The sequence below is a fragment of the Bacillus sp. SJ-10 genome (assembly GCF_002843505.1).
Classification (GTDB): domain Bacteria; phylum Bacillota; class Bacilli; order Bacillales; family Bacillaceae; genus Bacillus; species Bacillus velezensis.
Window position 1 is genome coordinate 1,047,881 of the sequence record NZ_CP025258.1, and the last position, 16,745, is coordinate 1,064,625.

Sequence of the window (16,745 nt, forward strand, 5' to 3'; positions counted from 1 at the left end):
CGGAATCGTGCTGCGACAATTTTTTTCTTATTATAAACCGTACAAGAAGCTGTTTTTTCTCGACTTCTTTTCTGCCATCGCCGGCGGATTGATGGAGCTGAGTTTTCCTCTGATCGTCAATTACTTTATCGATACATTGCTCCCGGGGCGGGATTGGAGTCTGATTATTTTGACTTCGGCGGCTTTATTCGGGGTCTACGCCCTCAGCTCGGCACTTCAGTATGTTGTGACGTATTGGGGCCATATGCTGGGCATTAACATTGAAACCGATATGCGGAAAAAGCTTTTCGACCATCTGCAAAAGCTTTCGTTCAAATTTTACGATAACAACAAAACGGGCAGTTTAATGTCCAAGCTCACCAATGATTTGATGTATATCGGAGAAACCGCCCACCACGGGCCTGAAGACCTGTTTATCGCGATCATGACGATTTTGGGCGCGTTCGGTGTGATGCTGTTCATTAACTGGCAGCTCGCTCTGTTGACCTTTATCATTATGCCGGTCGTCATTTGGCTTGCTTTGTATTTTAATAAAAAAATGACCTCTGCGTTTACAAAACTGAACAAAGACGTCGGAGACTTCAGCGCGAGGGTTGAAAACAATATCGGCGGCATCCGTCTTGTTCAGGCTTTCAGCAATGAAGCGTTTGAAACGCATCGGTTTGATGTGAACAATCAGCGTTTCCGCAAAACAAAGCTGACGTCTTATAAAATCATGGCGAAAAACGGCTCGATCAGTTACATGCTGACAAGATTCGTCACGCTGTTCGTCCTGTTGTGCGGGACATGGTTCGTGATCCGCGGATCGCTATCTTACGGGGAATTTGTCGCTTTTGTGCTGCTGACGAACGTTCTGTTCCGTCCGATTGATAAAATCAACGCGATTATTGAGATGTATCCGAGAGGCATTGCCGGTTTTAAAAGCTTTATGGAGATACTGGAAACGGAGCCTGATATCAAGGACGCCCCGAACGCGAGACATGTGTCCGGTTTAAAAGGGAATATCCGCTATGAACAGGTGTCGTTCGGTTACGAAGAAAACAGTCCGGTTCTGTCGGGAATCAATTTGTCCATTCATGCCGGGGAGACAGTCGCATTCGTCGGGCCTTCGGGAGCGGGAAAATCAACGCTGACAAGTCTGCTGCCGCGCTTTTATGAGCCATCTGAAGGCGTGATTTCCATCGACGGCATCGATATTAAGGACATGACGCTGTCATCATTGCGCGGACAAATCGGCGTCGTCCAGCAGGATGTCTTTCTGTTTTCCGGCACATTGCGGGAAAACATTGCTTACGGGCGGCTCGATGCGTCTGAGGAAGAAATCTGGCAGGCCGTCCGCCAGGCGCATTTAGAGGATTTGGTAAACGGGTATCCCGACGGTTTAAACACGGTAATCGGCGAGCGCGGCGTGAAACTGTCAGGCGGGCAGAAGCAGCGGCTTTCCATCGCCAGAATGTTTTTGAAAAACCCGTCGATCTTAATTTTAGACGAGGCTACATCAGCCCTCGATACAGAAACGGAAGCCGCCATTCAAAAATCGCTGCAAGAGCTGTCTGAAGGACGCACAACGCTTGTGATCGCCCATCGGCTGGCTACGATTAAGGATGCGGACCGGATCGTCGTCGTCACGAAAGAAGGCATTGCTGAACAAGGTCATCATAAGGAACTGCTGGAATCCGGCGGCATGTATCAGAGACTCCATCAGGCGCAATTCGGCGAGCTGATACATCAATAAAAGAAAAAGGATAGACAAAAGGGGCCGGGCAGCCTCCTGTCTATCCTTTTTTTATGTAGTCCGTATTTAATGGGCTTCTTTTTGCGCAGGTTCGATGATATGTTTGAAACGGTCAACAAGCTGCACCGCTTTCTTTCCTTCCACTACAATTAAGTATTCTTGTTCTTTATGGGCCATTCTGAACGTTTCCAGCTCAATGATATCTTTGATTTTGCACATCGTTTTTTTAGAGTAGATATACAGCTCGTGGCCTCCCGTGTGGCAAAGCTGATAAAGCTGAAGCATGTTTCGTAAAGTGAACTTCTTAGCGGCTATTTTCAAAGATGTAATGTTTTTCATATGTTTTCTCCTCCGTCTGATGGTCTGTTATTTCGGAAATTCCCCATATAAACGGGTGATAAACCTGGTTATGCCTTCCACTTCAGCACTCCGCCCGCCAGGCGTTTGACTCCGCGGATGGCGCTTAATTCTTCGACGAGCCGGAGCAGCGCCCGGTCTTTCTCTTTCGCCTCAATCATAAAGTCGATGTCCGTATCCCATTGTCTGAACCGCTCCAGCACCGGCAGAATAAAATTCGCATCCACATAGTCCGCATGACTGCGTAAGGCTGATTCTGATTTTGGCGAGGAGAGATGGACCTTCGGCTTTAAGCCGATCCGCTGCCATGTTTTGATCATCCGCGGAAGAATGTCATCTAAATCAGCGTCATCGGTCGGATTGGCGTAAAAATGGTGATAATCAAACACAAACGGAATGCCTTCTTGCTCACAAACACTGAGTGTTTCCTCGGACGTATATGTTTTATCATCGTTTTCCAAAGTCATCCGCTGTTTGATGACATCGGGAAGTTCTTTCAGATTCACTCGGAAACGGCCAAGCGCGCTTTGTTTGTCACCGTAAGCGCCTCCGACATGGATGTTGATGACGGAACGGTCCGCGATGCCCATTGCGTCCAGCATGTCATAGTGATAGGCCATATCCTTGACCGCATTTGCGGTAATCTCCTGTTTCGGGCTTGTAAAAAGCGTGAATTGGTTCGGATGAAAGCTCGTTCTGAGATCATATTTTCTGACCAGCCCGCCGATCTCACGAAACTCCTGGCGAAACGGCGTAACAAAATCCCACAGCACATCCGGGTGCGTGGCGAGCGACACAATCGAGCTTGAGAATCTGTACAGCGGAATGCCGTGGCCGATCACATAGTGGATGGTGCGCAGCGTATTGGTGAGATTTGCTTTCGTCACAGAAAGCAGGGCCTCTTTCCGCTCACTGCGGGAAAGTTTGGTATAGCGCGCATATGTTAAGGTTTTGGCGGGGGACGCGTCCCAAAGGCACATGGCGTTTGCGACGAATCCGAATCTGAACAGCATATGGTTTCTCCTTTATAAAAAGTAAGATATGGCCTTTCCCAGCCATTCTGCAGGAAGCTGTCTGACGGAGCGCTGTTTCACTTTTTCTAATGTGAGAAGCTCGGATTTTTCGATGTCCTGCTTTATGGTTGAAAGCACTTCCTTTGTAAAGGCTTCATCATGAATGATGACATTCACCTCTTCATTCCAGAACAGGCTCCGTTTATCAAAATTCGGCGTGCCGATAATGCTGATGCGGTCATCTATAATGAAGGCTTTGACATGATAAAAGCCTTGATAATACCGATAGATGAGGCAGCCGGCCTTCAGAAGCTCGGGATAATAAGTAAAAGCTGTTTCCCGAACGAGCGGGTGGTCTGACTTCATCGGCACGATCAAGATGACTTTGACGCCTTTTCGGCAGGCTGAAATAAGCGCTTCCTGAAGCTTTTTGCTCGGTACATAATAAGGCGTGCCGATAATGATTTTTTTCTCCGCCTTACGGATGCAGTTTTCATAATGCGATTCAAGCGAAAACCCGTCAGATGCATATGTCCTATGAAAGATATTCCCTTCGGATAATGCCGGATAAACCCCGGGTGATCCGGGTGTTTTTCCGGTGTTTCGTTTCAGATCGCTTACAAAAAGAGTCTGAAGATCCGCCGTGCCTTCGCCGGTCATCCGCAGGTGATAATCCTCCCAGTTTCCGAACTTCGCTTTTTTGCCGAGGTACTCTTCAGCGATATTAAAACCGCCGACATAGCCGATTTTGCCGTCAATGACGGTCACTTTCCGGTGATTCCGTTTTTGCAGCCTGAAAAATAGAAACGGAAATGCCGGTTTATTTAGAAAATGAACGTGAACGCCGGCTTTTTTCATCGTTTGAATAGAAGGCTTTTTCACTGGGCGGCTGCCCGCCCAATCCAGCAGCAGATATACGGAGACGCCTGCCTGGGCCTTTTCTTTCAATAAATGAAACATCTCAAGGCTGGCCTGGTCGTTCTTCATTATAAAAAACATCATATGAATAGAAGAGACGGCTTGGCGGATATCAGCCGTCATCTGCCGCACAAGCTCGCTGCCGCAGTGAATGAGTGTGATATCACTCTTTTTCGGGTCAAAAACGGGCTCATACGCCTGTTTTTTGTACGCCGCCCGGCCAAGCAGCATATCAAGCAGCATAAGTGCGATCAATATGATAAAAATGACAAGCAACACAAAAATGACCTTCATACCGACGCTCCTTTCCGAAGTATTCGTAGTGTGCCCTGAGAATGTGAATTTAATTATTGACTGAACACTCATTCATTATTTATGATAAAGTAAAGATATGACAATGAAGAGGGGTATCAGAACAAAGGGGGAGACAAGATGAACGCATTTCTCATGGTAAACGCGCTGCTGTTTTCAGCTGTAACCGCTTACGCCGTTTATTTATTCGTTTACCTGATCAGAACGAGGATCGCTTATATTAAGCTCGGCCAAAGGGAAGAATTTGATAAACGCCTGAAAGAACGTCTTCAGAAGATATGGGTGAATGTGTTCGGACAGAAAAAACTGCTGAAAGATAAAAAGAGCGGAATCATCCACGTTCTGTTTTTTTACGGTTTTATACTCGTTCAGTTCGGCGCAATTGATTTTATTCTGAAAGGGCTGCTTCCTGACCGGCATCTGCCGTTCGGTCCGCTTTATCCGGCGTTTACCTTTTTTCAGGAAATCGTCACGTTTCTGATTTTAATCGCCGTAGTCTGGGCGTTTTACCGGCGCTACATTGAAAAACTCGTCAGACTGAAACGCGGGTTTAAAGCGGGGCTTGTCCTGCTGTTTATCGGCGGATTGATGGTGACGGTGCTTCTCGGGAACGCCATGAACCTTTTATGGCACGATCATTCTCTGTCTTGGACGGAACCGATCGCTTCCTCCATTGCGTTTGTGCTCGGCGGTCTTTCAGCGCCGGCGGCCGCCGGCGTGTTTTATGTTTCATGGTGGCTTCATCTGTTGTTTTTGCTCAGCTTTTTAGTGTACGTGCCGCAATCAAAGCATGCGCACTTAATTGCGGGTCCGGCGAATGTGTTCCTCAGCAGGCTGGATTCAAAAGGAAAGCTGGAAAAAATCGATTTCACCGATGAGACGAAAGAAAGCTACGGCGTTGGAAAGATTGAAGACTTCCGCCGCTCTCAGCTTGTCGATCTTTACGCCTGCGTCGAATGCGGCCGCTGTACAAATATGTGTCCGGCCTCCGGTACGGGCAAGATGCTCTCGCCGATGGACCTCATTTTAAAGCTCAGAGACCATTTGACGGAAAAAGGCGCTGCCGTGACGTCAAAATCTCCGTGGGTGCCCGCGCCCGTTTTTCAGCACACGAAGGCGAATCAGCTCGCCGCGGCTTCCTCAGGGGGAGGATCGCGTGAAGCGGCCGCAGCCATTGATTACAACCCGAGCTTAATCGGCGAGGTCATCACGGAAGAGGAGATTTGGGCGTGCACCACTTGCCGCAACTGTGAAGATCAATGTCCGGTCATGAATGAACACGTTGATAAAATTATCGATCTGCGCCGCTATCTTGTGCTTACGGAAGGGAAGATGGACAGCGACGCGCAGCGGGCCATGACAAGCATTGAAAGACAGGGAAACCCGTGGGGCTTAAACCGGAAAGAGCGGGAGAACTGGCGGGAGCAGGCCGATACAGAGATTCCGACAGTGAAAGAAATGAAAAAACAAGACAAAGAGTTCGACTATTTGTTTTGGGTCGGCTCAATGGGTTCCTACGACAACAGGAGCCAAAAGATTGCCGTCTCATTTGCAAAGCTGCTTAATGAAGCGGGCGTATCCTTTGCGATTCTCGGCAATAAGGAAAAAAACTCAGGCGATACGCCGCGCCGTTTGGGCAACGAGTTTCTGTTCCAAGAGCTGGCGGAACACAACATCGGCGAATTTGAAAAACACGGAATCAAAAAAATCGTCACGATTGATCCGCACGCCTATAATATGTTCAAAAATGAATATCCTGATTTCGGATTCCGGGCCGAAGTCTATCATCATACTGAATTATTAGCCGAGCTTGTGTCACAGGGAAAACTAAAACCGCTTCACCCGGTGAATGAAACGATTACCTTCCATGACTCGTGCTATTTAGGAAGGTACAATGAAGTGTATGAGCCGCCGAGAGCGATCTTAAAAGCCATTCCGGGCGTTCAATTGAAGGAAATGGAGCGCAGCCGCGAAAACGGGATGTGCTGCGGCGCCGGGGGAGGGCTCATGTGGATGGAAGAAGAAACGGGAGCGAGAATCAACACGGCCCGGACTGAGCAGGCGCTTTCTGTCAGTCCGACGGTCATCAGCTCCGGATGTCCTTACTGTTTGACTATGCTCGGTGACGGTACGAAAGCGAAAGAAGCCGATGACGCGATCGGCACTTATGATGTCAGTGAATTGCTCGCCATGTCTGTATTCGGCGCTGAAAAACAAGAGTCTTTATAGAAAGAAGCGGGCCGCCGGCGCATATGCCGGCGGCTTTGTTTTCGCACATCAGCCGATTTATGAAGGGACGGCTCTAAAATTTCTTAAATTACGCTGTTAAGGGTAGCATATTCTGTTTTAATTTGTTTATAATGAGAGGTATGGTTTATGAACAAAACAATACAAATTCGTTCTTATTATAGGATAGAAACAGATACATATAAGTAATAGAAAGGGAGTGTCCGACCTTGAGTATCAAACAATATTCTCAGGAACAGCTGAAGCAGATGGCTTTAGTTGAAATCGCTCACGAAATTTTCTCAGAACATAAAAAACCGGTTCCGTTCCAGGAGCTGCTGAATGAAATGATCTCCTTGCTCGGTGTTACGAAAGAGGAACTGGGCGACCGTATCGCCCAATTTTATACAGACCTGAACATTGACGGCCGCTTTATTGCTCTGTCAGACCAGACGTGGGGGCTTCGCAGCTGGTATCCGTACGATCAGCTGGACGAAGAAACACAGCCGACTGTAAAAGCGAAAAAGAAAAAAGCGAAAAAAGTCGTTGAGGAAGATCTCGACCTTGATGAATTCGAGGAAGTTGATGAAGATGACATCGATCTCGATGAAATGGAAGAAGATATTGACCTTGACGCAGACAGCTTTGACGACGAAGATGTCGATGAAGAAGATGACGACGAGCTTGAGATCGAAGACGAGATGATTGAAGAAGATGAGGAAGATTATGATGATGAGGAAGAGGATCGCAAAGACTGATTTTATATCGGCAAAACGATCTTGACTTTCATTGTCGAACTATGTAGTATGTATTTTGGGCTCTTCAAAAAGAAGAGAATTCATAAGAGTGCTACGCTCCCTTTCAAGAAATTGAAAGGGAGCTTTCTTATTTTCATCTCCCAAATTCTTTTACACATCATTTGTTTTTAGTGAAATGATTTTCTATAAAACGGCACATTTTAAGGAATGTAGCGCAGACCGAAGAGAGGAGCAAACGAAATGACGAAATATATTTTTGTAACCGGGGGAGTTGTATCATCACTCGGAAAAGGAATTGTGGCTGCATCACTTGGCCGCCTTTTGAAAAACAGAGGCATGAGCGTCACTATCCAAAAATTTGACCCTTATATCAACGTTGACCCGGGAACGATGAGCCCGTACCAGCACGGTGAGGTATTCGTTACCGATGACGGCGCTGAGACTGACCTTGACTTAGGGCATTATGAGCGTTTCATTGACATTAATCTGAACAGATTCAGCAATGTGACGACCGGTAAAATCTATTCTGCCGTATTGAAAAAAGAGCGCCGCGGGGACTACCTCGGCGGAACGGTTCAGGTCATTCCGCACATCACAAATGAACTGAAAGACCGCGTGTACCGTGCAGGCAAAGAAACAAACGCAGATGTAGTCATTACTGAGATCGGCGGAACAGTGGGAGACATCGAATCCCTTCCGTTCCTTGAAGCCATCCGTCAAATGAAAAGCGACATCGGCCATGAAAACGTGATGTACATTCACTGTACGCTTGTTCCGTACATCAAAGCGGCGGGCGAGCTGAAAACAAAACCGACGCAGCACAGCGTAAAAGAGCTGAGAAGCCTCGGTATTCAGCCTAATATCATCGTCGTGCGCACGGAAATGCCGATTTCTCAAGATATGAAAGATAAAATCGCGCTCTTCTGCGATATTGACACGAAAGCGGTCATCGAGTGCGAAGATGCGGACAACCTTTACTCCATCCCGCTTAATCTTCAGGAGCAGGGACTCGATAAGCTTGTCTGCGATCATATGAAATTAGAATGCAAAGACCCGGATATGACGGAATGGAAAGACCTTGTCACGAAAGTGAAAAACTTGTCTAAAACCATTACAATCAGCCTCGTCGGTAAATACGTCGAGCTTCAGGACGCTTACATTTCAGTCGTTGAATCACTGCGCCACGCCGGCTATGCGTTTGACGCTGATGTGAAGATCAAATGGATTAACGCCGAAGAAGTGACAGAAAGCAATATTCAAGAGCTGACTGGCGGCACAGACGGAATTATCGTGCCCGGCGGTTTCGGAGACCGCGGCGTAGAAGGGAAAATCATCGCCGCCAAGTATGCGCGTGAGAATAAAATTCCGTTCTTCGGCATCTGCCTCGGTATGCAGATTGCATCCATTGAATATGCGCGAAACGTATTAGGTCTGGAAGGGGCTCACTCTGCGGAGATCGATCCGTCCACTCCTTATCCGATCATCGACCTTCTGCCGGAACAAAAAGATGTCGAGGATCTTGGAGGAACGCTTCGTCTCGGACTGTACCCTTGTAAGCTTCAGGAAGACACGAAAGCCTTCGAAGCGTATGCGGATGAAGTGGTATACGAACGCCACCGCCACCGTTATGAATTCAACAACGAATACAGACAGCAAATGGAAGAGAACGGCTTTGTGTTCTCAGGAACAAGCCCTGACGGCCGTCTTGTGGAAATCATCGAGCTGAAAGACCATCCTTGGTATGTCGCTTGCCAGTTCCACCCTGAGTTCAAATCAAGACCGACAAGACCTCAGCCTTTATTCAAAGACTTTATCGGCGCTTCCGTACAAGCTGCAGAACAGAAGTAATAAAAAAAGACTTGCCTCCTTTAAAAGCGGCAAGTCTTTTTTCTGCATCAGGCATATTCCTGCATCATTTCCTTTAACGTAAAGGAAAGTGCGTGATAGACATACAGGCCTGTCATTAATGAAGGAAAGCCGTATCTTGTCCCGTCTTCATCAGGCAGAAGCGGCATTTTTAATTTGCTGTCAATATGAACATCACAAAATTCCTCAATCCCGGTTTGATCTTTGATGACAGGAGATACGCCAACGAGGCCGATCCCTTTTTCATAAAGCTTTTGAGCCAGCGCCTGTTCTTCAGCCGTGCCCGGACCTGAACAAAACATCAGCACCCTGTCGCTTTCTGTAATCGAATCAGCTGTATCCGGAAACGCTTTGACGGAAGGCATCGGTTCTGAGCCGAGTTCCGCCTCGCACAAAATGCCCTGCATCTCATTTGCGCCGTATAAATAAATGGTATGACCGCTGACGGCTGCCTGCGCCAGCAGGCGCGCGCCGTCTTCTATTGCTTCGGATTCCTTATCCTGAATGCGGGAAAAAATGCCTGCAAGCTGTGTCGTAAATATCTTTAACATGAGTGAAACCTCCTTTACACATACAAGAACAGTATACAACAAAAGAGAAAATGCTCAGAAAATGTCGGAAAGTAGACTATTATAATTAAAGGAAATGTGAAAATCAAACAGAATACATAAACAACTGCTTCCTTTTGACGAAAATGATAATATTGGGGTGTAAAATGATGAATGAAAAGATTTTAATCGTAGATGACCAATACGGTATACGCATATTGCTCAATGAAGTGTTTCATAAAGAAGGGTACCAGACGTTTCAGGCCGCCAACGGCATACAGGCGCTGGACATCGTAACGAAAGAACGGCCCGATCTCGTGCTTTTAGATATGAAAATCCCCGGCATGGACGGAATCGAAATTCTCAAGCGCATGAAGATGATTGACGAATCCATCCGCGTCATTATCATGACCGCTTACGGAGAACTCGATATGATTAAGGAATCAAAAGAGCTCGGAGCGCTGACCCATTTTGCGAAACCTTTTGACATTGATGAGATCAGAGACGCGGTGAAAAAATATTTACCTCTAAAATCGAATTAATAAAATTAGAAACAATTATGTCATTGTGTTGCCGATTTGTCGAAAAGTTGGTATCCTAGAGATGGAGAAAAAGCGATCTGTTGTTTTACATATGACAGGTTTTTATGGTCATGCTATAGGTGGAAAGCTTTTTTCGAGAAGAAGCAAATCAGGCTACATAAGGAGGACTTTCGACATGCCTTTAGTTTCAATGACGGAAATGTTGAATACAGCTAAAGAAAAAGGATATGCTGTTGGACAATTTAACTTAAATAACCTTGAGTTCACTCAAGCTATTTTACAAGCAGCAGAAGAGGAAAAATCCCCGGTTATTCTTGGTGTTTCAGAAGGCGCGGGACGCTACATGGGCGGCTTCAAAACAGTGGTTGCCATGGTTAAAGCTCTTATGGAAGAATACAAAGTGACAGTTCCTGTCGCCATTCACTTAGACCACGGTTCAAGCTTTGAATCTTGTGCGAAAGCGATTCATGCAGGTTTCACTTCTGTAATGATCGACGCATCTCACCACCCGTTTGAGGAAAACGTAGCAACTACAGCTAAAGTGGTTGAGCTTGCTCATTTCCACGGCGTTTCAGTTGAAGCTGAGCTTGGAACTGTAGGCGGACAGGAAGATGACGTGATCGCTGAAGGCGTAATCTATGCTGATCCTAAAGAGTGTCAAGAACTTGTAGAGCGCACTGGCATCGACTGCCTTGCACCTGCACTGGGTTCTGTTCACGGCCCTTACAAAGGCGAACCGAACCTCGGTTTCAAAGAAATGGAAGATATCGGCAAATCAACCGGCCTTCCGTTAGTACTTCACGGCGGTACAGGAATTCCGACTGCCGACATTAAAAAATCAATCTCACTTGGTACGGCTAAAATCAACGTAAACACTGAAAACCAAATTTCTTCTGCAAAAGCTGTCCGCGAAACATTGGCAGCTAAGCCGAACGAATACGATCCTCGTAAATATCTTGGACCTGCTCGTGAAGCGATCAAAGAAACGGTTATCGGCAAAATGCGTGAGTTCGGTTCTTCAAACCAAGCTTAATCCAATGTAACATCCATAAACCGCCTGACAGCATTGACAGGCGGTTTTATGTCTTACCTTTAGAAAGCGCAATCATGTTTTACAGTTCTGAAAATTTATTACTGGGGAGGCTTTCCTTATGTTATTTTTCATTGATACAGCAAACATTGACGAGATTAAAGAAGCTTATGAACTTGGCGTTCTTGCCGGAGTTACGACAAACCCTAGTTTAGTGGCGAAAGAAGCTGACGTGTCTTTCCATGACAGACTTCGTGAGATTACGGAAGTCGTGAGCGGATCAGTAAGCGCGGAAGTCATTTCCCTGAATGCTGAAGAGATGATTGAAGAAGGTAAAGAACTTGCGAAAATCGCGCCGAATATCACGGTGAAAATCCCGATGACGTCTGAAGGGTTAAAAGCCGTAAAAGCGCTGAGCGACCTGAACATTAAAACAAACGTAACGCTCATCTTCAGTGCCAACCAGGCGCTTTTGGCGGCAAGAGCCGGAGCGACTTATGTATCTCCGTTCTTAGGCCGTCTGGATGACATCGGCCATAACGGTCTTGAACTGATTTCAGAAATTAGACAGATTTTTGACATTCATGATATTGATACACAAATCATCGCAGCTTCCATCCGTCATGCGCAGCACGTGACTGAAGCCGCTTTACGCGGTGCGCATATCGGTACGATGCCGCTTAAAGTCATTCACCAGCTGGCGAAACATCCGTTAACGGATAAAGGCATCGAGCAATTCTTGGCAGACTGGAATAAATAAGGGTGAAAAGGGCGGCAAACCGGTTGCATCCGTTTGCCGCACCCTTATGTTTTCCTGTTTGGCAGCGGGCCTTCAGTATTAAAGTGAAGAGTGTGTTTCCCCGGAATGTGAACCCGGCGGGCCTCTGTGCATCCTGTGTTAAAAATGCCCCGCAAAGCTTCGCTATTTTCTTCCTGTTATTTTATAATGTCCTTGTATTCTTTCTCTTCGAATTGGCTACATTTTGGACAAGAGCTTTATTTGCAGAGACAGAATAAAATGCCATTTTATTTACGCTCCGCAGCTATCTTCTTATGGAAGGAGACTATCATGGAAAAGTTGAATATTGCCGGCGGCGATCCGTTAAACGGAACCGTACATATCAGCGGTGCGAAAAACAGCGCCGTCGCATTGATACCCGCAACCATTCTGGCAAATTCCGAAGTAACGATCGAAGGGCTTCCGGAGATCTCAGATATTGAAACGCTGCGTGACCTGCTGAAAGAAATCGGCGGAAACGTCCATTTTGAAAAAGGAGAAATGGTCGTCGACCCTTCCCCGATGATCAGCATGCCGCTTCCCAACGGCAAAGTGAAAAAACTCCGCGCTTCCTATTACTTAATGGGCGCGATGCTGGGCCGCTTCAAACAGGCGGTCATCGGACTGCCGGGCGGATGCCATCTCGGGCCGCGGCCGATTGACCAGCACATCAAAGGATTTGAAGCGCTTGGGGCGGAAGTCACCAATGAACAAGGCGCGATTTATCTGCGCGCCGAAAGGCTGAGAGGCGCACGGATTTATTTAGATGTCGTCAGCGTCGGAGCGACGATCAATATCATGCTTGCCGCTGTACTGGCTGAAGGTAAAACCGTGATAGAAAACGCCGCCAAGGAACCTGAGATTATTGATGTTGCCACATTGCTCACCAGCATGGGCGCAAAGATCAAAGGCGCGGGAACCAATGTAATCAGAATCGACGGCGTAAAAGAGCTGCACGGATGCAGGCATACGATCATTCCGGACAGAATTGAGGCGGGCACCTTTATGATCGCCGGCGCCGCGATGGGGAAAGAAGTCATTATTGATAATGTCATACCGACTCACCTGGAGTCTTTAACGGCGAAGCTCAGGGAAATGGGTTTTCACATTGAGACGAGTGACGATCAGCTTCTTATGCTCGGCGGGCAGAAGCAGATAAAACCGGTCGACGTAAAAACGCTTGTTTACCCGGGATTTCCGACTGATCTTCAGCAGCCGATGACATCTCTGTTAACGAGAGCCAGCGGCACGAGCGTCGTAACCGACACCATCTACTCGGCCCGATTTAAACATATAGATGAGCTGAGACGGATGGGGGCCAACATGAAAGTGGAAGGCAGGTCGGCCATTATCACCGGTCCGGCCGAGCTTCAGGGCGCAAAAGTAAAGGCGAGCGATCTGCGTGCAGGCGCTTGTCTGGTCGTCGCCGGGCTCATGGCTGACGGCGTAACCGAAATTACCGGTCTCGAGCATTTAGACCGCGGCTACAGCAATCTTGAGAAAAAACTCGAAGGCCTGGGCGCCACAATCTGGCGGCAAAGGCTGACGGACGAAGAGATAGAACAGCTCCAAAATTCATAGAAATGCGGACTTTTGAGAGGAGATCGTGTTGAAATGGAAAGAAGCTTATCGATGGAATTGGTTCGAGTCACTGAAGCGGCGGCTTTAGCATCTGCCAGATGGATGGGCCGCGGGAAAAAAGATGAAGCTGATGATGCGGCGACAAGCGCAATGCGTGACGTGTTTGACACGGTGCCGATGAAAGGCACGGTCGTGATCGGGGAAGGCGAGATGGATGAAGCGCCGATGCTTTACATCGGCGAAAAGCTCGGAAACGGATACGGCCCGCGCGTCGATGTCGCCGTCGATCCTCTTGAAGGCACAAACATCGTAGCGAGCGGCGGCTGGAATGCGCTGACGGTGATCGCGGTCGCCGACCATGGAACACTGCTGAACGCCCCGGATATGTATATGGAAAAAATCGCGGTCGGTCCCGAAGCGGTAGGCTGCATCGATATCGAAGCGCCTGTCATTGATAACTTAAAAGCCGTTGCGAAAGCGAAAAACAAAGACATTGAAGATGTCGTGGCAACCATTTTAAATCGTGACAGACATGAAAAAATCATCTCTGAATTGCGTGAGGCGGGCGCCAGAATCAAACTGATCAACGACGGTGATGTCGCGGGCGCCATCAATACGGCCTTTGACCATACGGGAGTAGACATTCTCTTCGGTTCAGGCGGGGCTCCTGAAGGCGTGCTGTCTGCCGTTGCGTTAAAAGCGCTCGGCGGCGAAATCATCGGCAGGCTTCTGCCGCAAAGTGCGGAAGAGCAGGCCCGCTGTGAGCGAATGGGCCTTGATGTATCCAAAGTGCTCCGGATGGAGGACCTTGTGAGAGGGGATGACGCCATTTTTGCCGCAACGGGCGTCACGGACGGAGAGCTGCTGAAAGGCGTTCAGTTCAAAGGCTCCGTCGGTACGACTGAAAGTCTGGTCATCCGGGCGAAATCAGGAACGGTCCGATTCGTTGACGGAAGACACAGCCTGAAGAAAAAACCAAATCTTGTGATCCGGCCATAAATAGAGAAAAGCGGGACGGAAAGTCCCGCTTTTCTTTTGCAATAAAGAGTCAACCCTATCATTTATATGTCAAAGCATTATTTAAGTTGAATAATTTTTTGAAATGAGGTAAAAATAAAGAGTGCTGCGATTTTTCTGTGTCATTCCTTCTTTTGAGTACTGGGAAATTTTCAAATTCTACCGCATACAGACGATATAAATATTGATCTTCTCAAGTTTTTGTCCTCGCTTCCTTCAAAACTCATTAAGACATTCCTTTTTTAAAAAAGCGCCGATCATGGGTGGAAGTGTTACCGATAGAAGTTCCTGAACGTTTTATAAAAGAATGTGCTTTGGCGGAATCATGCGAAGCAGCCGATTTAATGAAAACAGCAATACATTGACTATGAAAAGCGTGGTGTTTTTATGAAAGACGTATCTATTTCCTCTTTGGAAAATATGAAATTAAAAGAACTATATGAACTGGCCAGACATTATAAAATCTCCTACTACAGCAAACTGACTAAAAAAGAATTAATCTTTGCCATTCTGAAAGCCAACGCCGAGCAGGAGGATCTTCTGTTTATGGAAGGCGTGCTCGAAATCATCCAATCGGAAGGATTCGGCTTCCTCAGACCGATTAATTACTCGCCAAGCTCAGAAGACATCTACATTTCTGCTTCCCAGATCCGCCGCTTTGATTTAAGAAACGGTGACAAAGTATCCGGCAAGGTGCGGCCGCCGAAAGAAAACGAACGCTATTACGGACTTTTGCACGTTGAAGCGGTAAATGGAGATGATCCGGAATCTGCGAAAGAGCGCGTTCATTTTCCCGCGCTGACTCCGCTTTATCCGGACCGCCAAATGGTGCTTGAGACGAAACCGAATTATCTCTCAACAAGAATTCTCGATATGATGGCTCCCGTCGGTTTCGGCCAGCGCGGTCTGATCGTGGCGCCGCCGAAAGCCGGTAAAACCATGCTGTTGAAAGAAATCGCTAACAGCATTACGACAAATCAGCCTGACGCTGAATTGATCGTTCTCTTAATTGATGAAAGACCGGAAGAAGTAACGGATATTGAACGTTCCGTAGCGGGCGATGTCGTCAGCTCGACGTTCGATGAAGTGCCGGAAAATCACATTAAGGTAGCGGAGCTTGTGCTTGAACGGGCGATGCGTCTCGTTGAACACAAAAAAGACGTTATCATTCTGATGGACAGCATTACCCGCCTGGCACGGGCCTACAACCTCGTTATCCCGCCAAGCGGACGTACGCTTTCCGGCGGGATTGACCCGGCTGCGTTCCATCGTCCGAAGCGCTTTTTCGGTGCCGCGCGAAACATTGAAGAGGGCGGCAGCCTGACCATTTTGGCGACGGCGCTCGTAGACACGGGCTCCCGGATGGATGACGTCATCTATGAAGAGTTTAAAGGAACGGGCAACATGGAGCTTCACCTTGACCGTTCTCTTGCGGAAAGACGGATTTTCCCGGCGATCGATATCCGCCGCTCCGGCACCCGGAAGGAAGAGCTGCTCGTGCCGAAAGAGCATCTTGACCGTTTATGGGCGATCCGCAAATCGATGTCTGATTCTCCGGACTTCGCAGAGAAGTTTATGAGAAAAATGAAAAAAACAAAAACGAATCAAGAATTCTTCGATCTGATCAACCAAGAATGGAAGCAGGCGAACCTTTCATCATCAGCCCGCCGCTGATAAAAAATGTATTTGCAAATGCAGTAAATGACTGATATAATTCTCTCATATGCGTTCCGGATTACTCCGGAATAATAACTCTGTTTCCACACGGGATTCAGGGCGGAAGGAGATGGATACAATGAAAGCAGGAATTCATCCTAATTTCAAAAAAGCAACAGTTAAATGCGCTTGCGGAAATGAATTTGAAACAGGCTCAGTAAAAGAAGAGGTACGCGTTGAGATTTGCTCTGAATGCCACCCATTCTACACTGGACGTCAAAAATTCGCTTCTGCTGATGGTCGTGTTGATCGCTTTAACAAAAAATACGGTCTTAAGTAATAATAGATTTTACAGGCAGGCAAGAATTGCTTCTTGCCTGTTTTTTATGTTCATAAACAGGAAAAAAA

General features: G+C 47.3%; 15 protein-coding genes and 1 pseudogene. 12 read left to right on the plus strand and 4 right to left on the minus strand.

The genetic code is table 11. The annotated features are described in order from the left end of the window. The first annotated feature begins 7 nt into the window (after positions 1-7). Entirely contained in the window at positions 8-1,735 is a 1,728-nt protein-coding gene (locus CXL14_RS05355; protein ID WP_101287719.1) for an ABC transporter ATP-binding protein, read from the plus strand. Between the two features lie 66 nt (positions 1,736-1,801). On the opposite strand, the gene CXL14_RS05360 is transcribed toward CXL14_RS05355, so the two are convergent. From CXL14_RS05360 to cls, 3 genes are all read right to left on the minus strand, one after another. Next, positions 1,802-2,074 (minus strand): hypothetical protein, encoded by a 273-nt coding sequence (locus CXL14_RS05360; RefSeq protein WP_003151087.1) that lies wholly within the window; start codon positions 2,072-2,074, stop codon positions 1,802-1,804. Positions 2,075-2,142: 68 nt separating this feature from the next. After that, positions 2,143-3,105: a UV DNA damage repair endonuclease UvsE gene (uvsE, locus tag CXL14_RS05365; RefSeq protein ID WP_101287721.1), complete on the minus strand. Its 963-nt coding sequence runs from the start codon at positions 3,103-3,105 to the stop codon at positions 2,143-2,145. Positions 3,106-3,117: 12 nt separating this feature from the next. Continuing rightward, on the minus strand, positions 3,118-4,317 hold the full coding sequence (cls, locus tag CXL14_RS05370; RefSeq protein ID WP_101287723.1) for a cardiolipin synthase: 1,200 nt from the start codon (positions 4,315-4,317) through the stop codon (positions 3,118-3,120). A 138-nt stretch (positions 4,318-4,455) separates the two neighbouring features. Between cls and CXL14_RS05375 the strand changes: the two genes are divergently transcribed. From CXL14_RS05375 to pyrG, 3 genes are all read left to right on the plus strand, one after another. Further along, on the plus strand, positions 4,456-6,564 hold the full coding sequence (locus CXL14_RS05375; protein WP_101287725.1) for a (Fe-S)-binding protein: 2,109 nt from the start codon (positions 4,456-4,458) through the stop codon (positions 6,562-6,564). 227 nt (positions 6,565-6,791) lie between these two features. Further along, entirely contained in the window at positions 6,792-7,319 is a 528-nt protein-coding gene (rpoE, locus tag CXL14_RS05380) for a DNA-directed RNA polymerase subunit delta (protein WP_014419114.1), read from the plus strand. 240 nt (positions 7,320-7,559) lie between these two features. Further along, on the plus strand, positions 7,560-9,167 hold the full coding sequence (pyrG, locus tag CXL14_RS05385) for a glutamine hydrolyzing CTP synthase (RefSeq protein WP_003151098.1): 1,608 nt from the start codon (positions 7,560-7,562) through the stop codon (positions 9,165-9,167). Between the two features lie 47 nt (positions 9,168-9,214). On the opposite strand, the gene CXL14_RS05390 is transcribed toward pyrG, so the two are convergent. Next, positions 9,215-9,736, minus strand: a complete 522-nt coding sequence (locus CXL14_RS05390) for a DUF2529 domain-containing protein (RefSeq protein ID WP_007407614.1) — start codon at positions 9,734-9,736, stop codon at positions 9,215-9,217. A 164-nt stretch (positions 9,737-9,900) separates the two neighbouring features. On the opposite strand from CXL14_RS05390, the gene spo0F reads away from it, so the two are divergent. The 8 genes and pseudogenes from spo0F to rpmE all read left to right on the plus strand — a co-directional run bounded on the left by spo0F (position 9,901) and on the right by rpmE (position 16,677). Further along, entirely contained in the window at positions 9,901-10,275 is a 375-nt protein-coding gene (spo0F, locus tag CXL14_RS05395) for a sporulation initiation phosphotransferase Spo0F (RefSeq protein WP_012118670.1), read from the plus strand. Positions 10,276-10,450: 175 nt separating this feature from the next. Then, on the plus strand, positions 10,451-11,308 hold the full coding sequence (locus CXL14_RS05400; protein ID WP_003151102.1) for a class II fructose-bisphosphate aldolase: 858 nt from the start codon (positions 10,451-10,453) through the stop codon (positions 11,306-11,308). A gap of 118 nt (positions 11,309-11,426) precedes the next feature. After that, entirely contained in the window at positions 11,427-12,065 is a 639-nt protein-coding gene (gene fsa, locus CXL14_RS05405; protein ID WP_007407613.1) for a fructose-6-phosphate aldolase, read from the plus strand. A gap of 309 nt (positions 12,066-12,374) precedes the next feature. After that, complete coding sequence (locus CXL14_RS05410; RefSeq protein ID WP_007407612.1) at positions 12,375-13,664, plus strand: UDP-N-acetylglucosamine 1-carboxyvinyltransferase; 1,290 nt, start codon at positions 12,375-12,377, stop codon at positions 13,662-13,664. A 33-nt stretch (positions 13,665-13,697) separates the two neighbouring features. Continuing rightward, the gene (glpX, locus tag CXL14_RS05415) at positions 13,698-14,663 is read left to right on the plus strand and encodes a class II fructose-bisphosphatase (RefSeq protein WP_003151105.1); all 966 of its coding nucleotides are present in this window, start codon (positions 13,698-13,700) and stop codon (positions 14,661-14,663) included. A 201-nt stretch (positions 14,664-14,864) separates the two neighbouring features. Beyond that, positions 14,865-15,046: pseudogene (locus CXL14_RS20620) on the plus strand (hypothetical protein). 22 nt (positions 15,047-15,068) lie between these two features. After that, complete coding sequence (gene rho / locus CXL14_RS05420) at positions 15,069-16,355, plus strand: transcription termination factor Rho (protein WP_003151107.1); 1,287 nt, start codon at positions 15,069-15,071, stop codon at positions 16,353-16,355. 121 nt (positions 16,356-16,476) lie between these two features. Continuing rightward, positions 16,477-16,677: a 50S ribosomal protein L31 gene (gene rpmE / locus CXL14_RS05425; RefSeq protein WP_003151132.1), complete on the plus strand. Its 201-nt coding sequence runs from the start codon at positions 16,477-16,479 to the stop codon at positions 16,675-16,677. Positions 16,678-16,745 lie beyond the last annotated feature (68 nt).

What these genes read in the sequence shown, in the direction of transcription:
- CXL14_RS05360 (WP_003151087.1), bottom strand. Translation starts at nt 2,074, where the DNA reads ATGAAAAACATTACATCTTTGAAAATAGCCGCTAAGAAGTTCACTTTA.
- uvsE (WP_101287721.1), bottom strand. Translation starts at nt 3,105, where the DNA reads ATGCTGTTCAGATTCGGATTCGTCGCAAACGCCATGTGCCTTTGGGAC.
- cls (WP_101287723.1), bottom strand. Translation starts at nt 4,317, where the DNA reads ATGAAGGTCATTTTTGTGTTGCTTGTCATTTTTATCATATTGATCGCA.
- CXL14_RS05375 (WP_101287725.1), top strand. Translation starts at nt 4,456, where the DNA reads ATGAACGCATTTCTCATGGTAAACGCGCTGCTGTTTTCAGCTGTAACC.
- pyrG (WP_003151098.1), top strand. Translation starts at nt 7,560, where the DNA reads ATGACGAAATATATTTTTGTAACCGGGGGAGTTGTATCATCACTCGGA.
- CXL14_RS05390 (WP_007407614.1), bottom strand. Translation starts at nt 9,736, where the DNA reads ATGTTAAAGATATTTACGACACAGCTTGCAGGCATTTTTTCCCGCATT.
- spo0F (WP_012118670.1), top strand. Translation starts at nt 9,901, where the DNA reads ATGATGAATGAAAAGATTTTAATCGTAGATGACCAATACGGTATACGC.
- CXL14_RS05400 (WP_003151102.1), top strand. Translation starts at nt 10,451, where the DNA reads ATGCCTTTAGTTTCAATGACGGAAATGTTGAATACAGCTAAAGAAAAA.
- fsa (WP_007407613.1), top strand. Translation starts at nt 11,427, where the DNA reads ATGTTATTTTTCATTGATACAGCAAACATTGACGAGATTAAAGAAGCT.
- CXL14_RS05410 (WP_007407612.1), top strand. Translation starts at nt 12,375, where the DNA reads ATGGAAAAGTTGAATATTGCCGGCGGCGATCCGTTAAACGGAACCGTA.
- glpX (WP_003151105.1), top strand. Translation starts at nt 13,698, where the DNA reads ATGGAAAGAAGCTTATCGATGGAATTGGTTCGAGTCACTGAAGCGGCG.
- rho (WP_003151107.1), top strand. Translation starts at nt 15,069, where the DNA reads ATGAAAGACGTATCTATTTCCTCTTTGGAAAATATGAAATTAAAAGAA.
- rpmE (WP_003151132.1), top strand. Translation starts at nt 16,477, where the DNA reads ATGAAAGCAGGAATTCATCCTAATTTCAAAAAAGCAACAGTTAAATGC.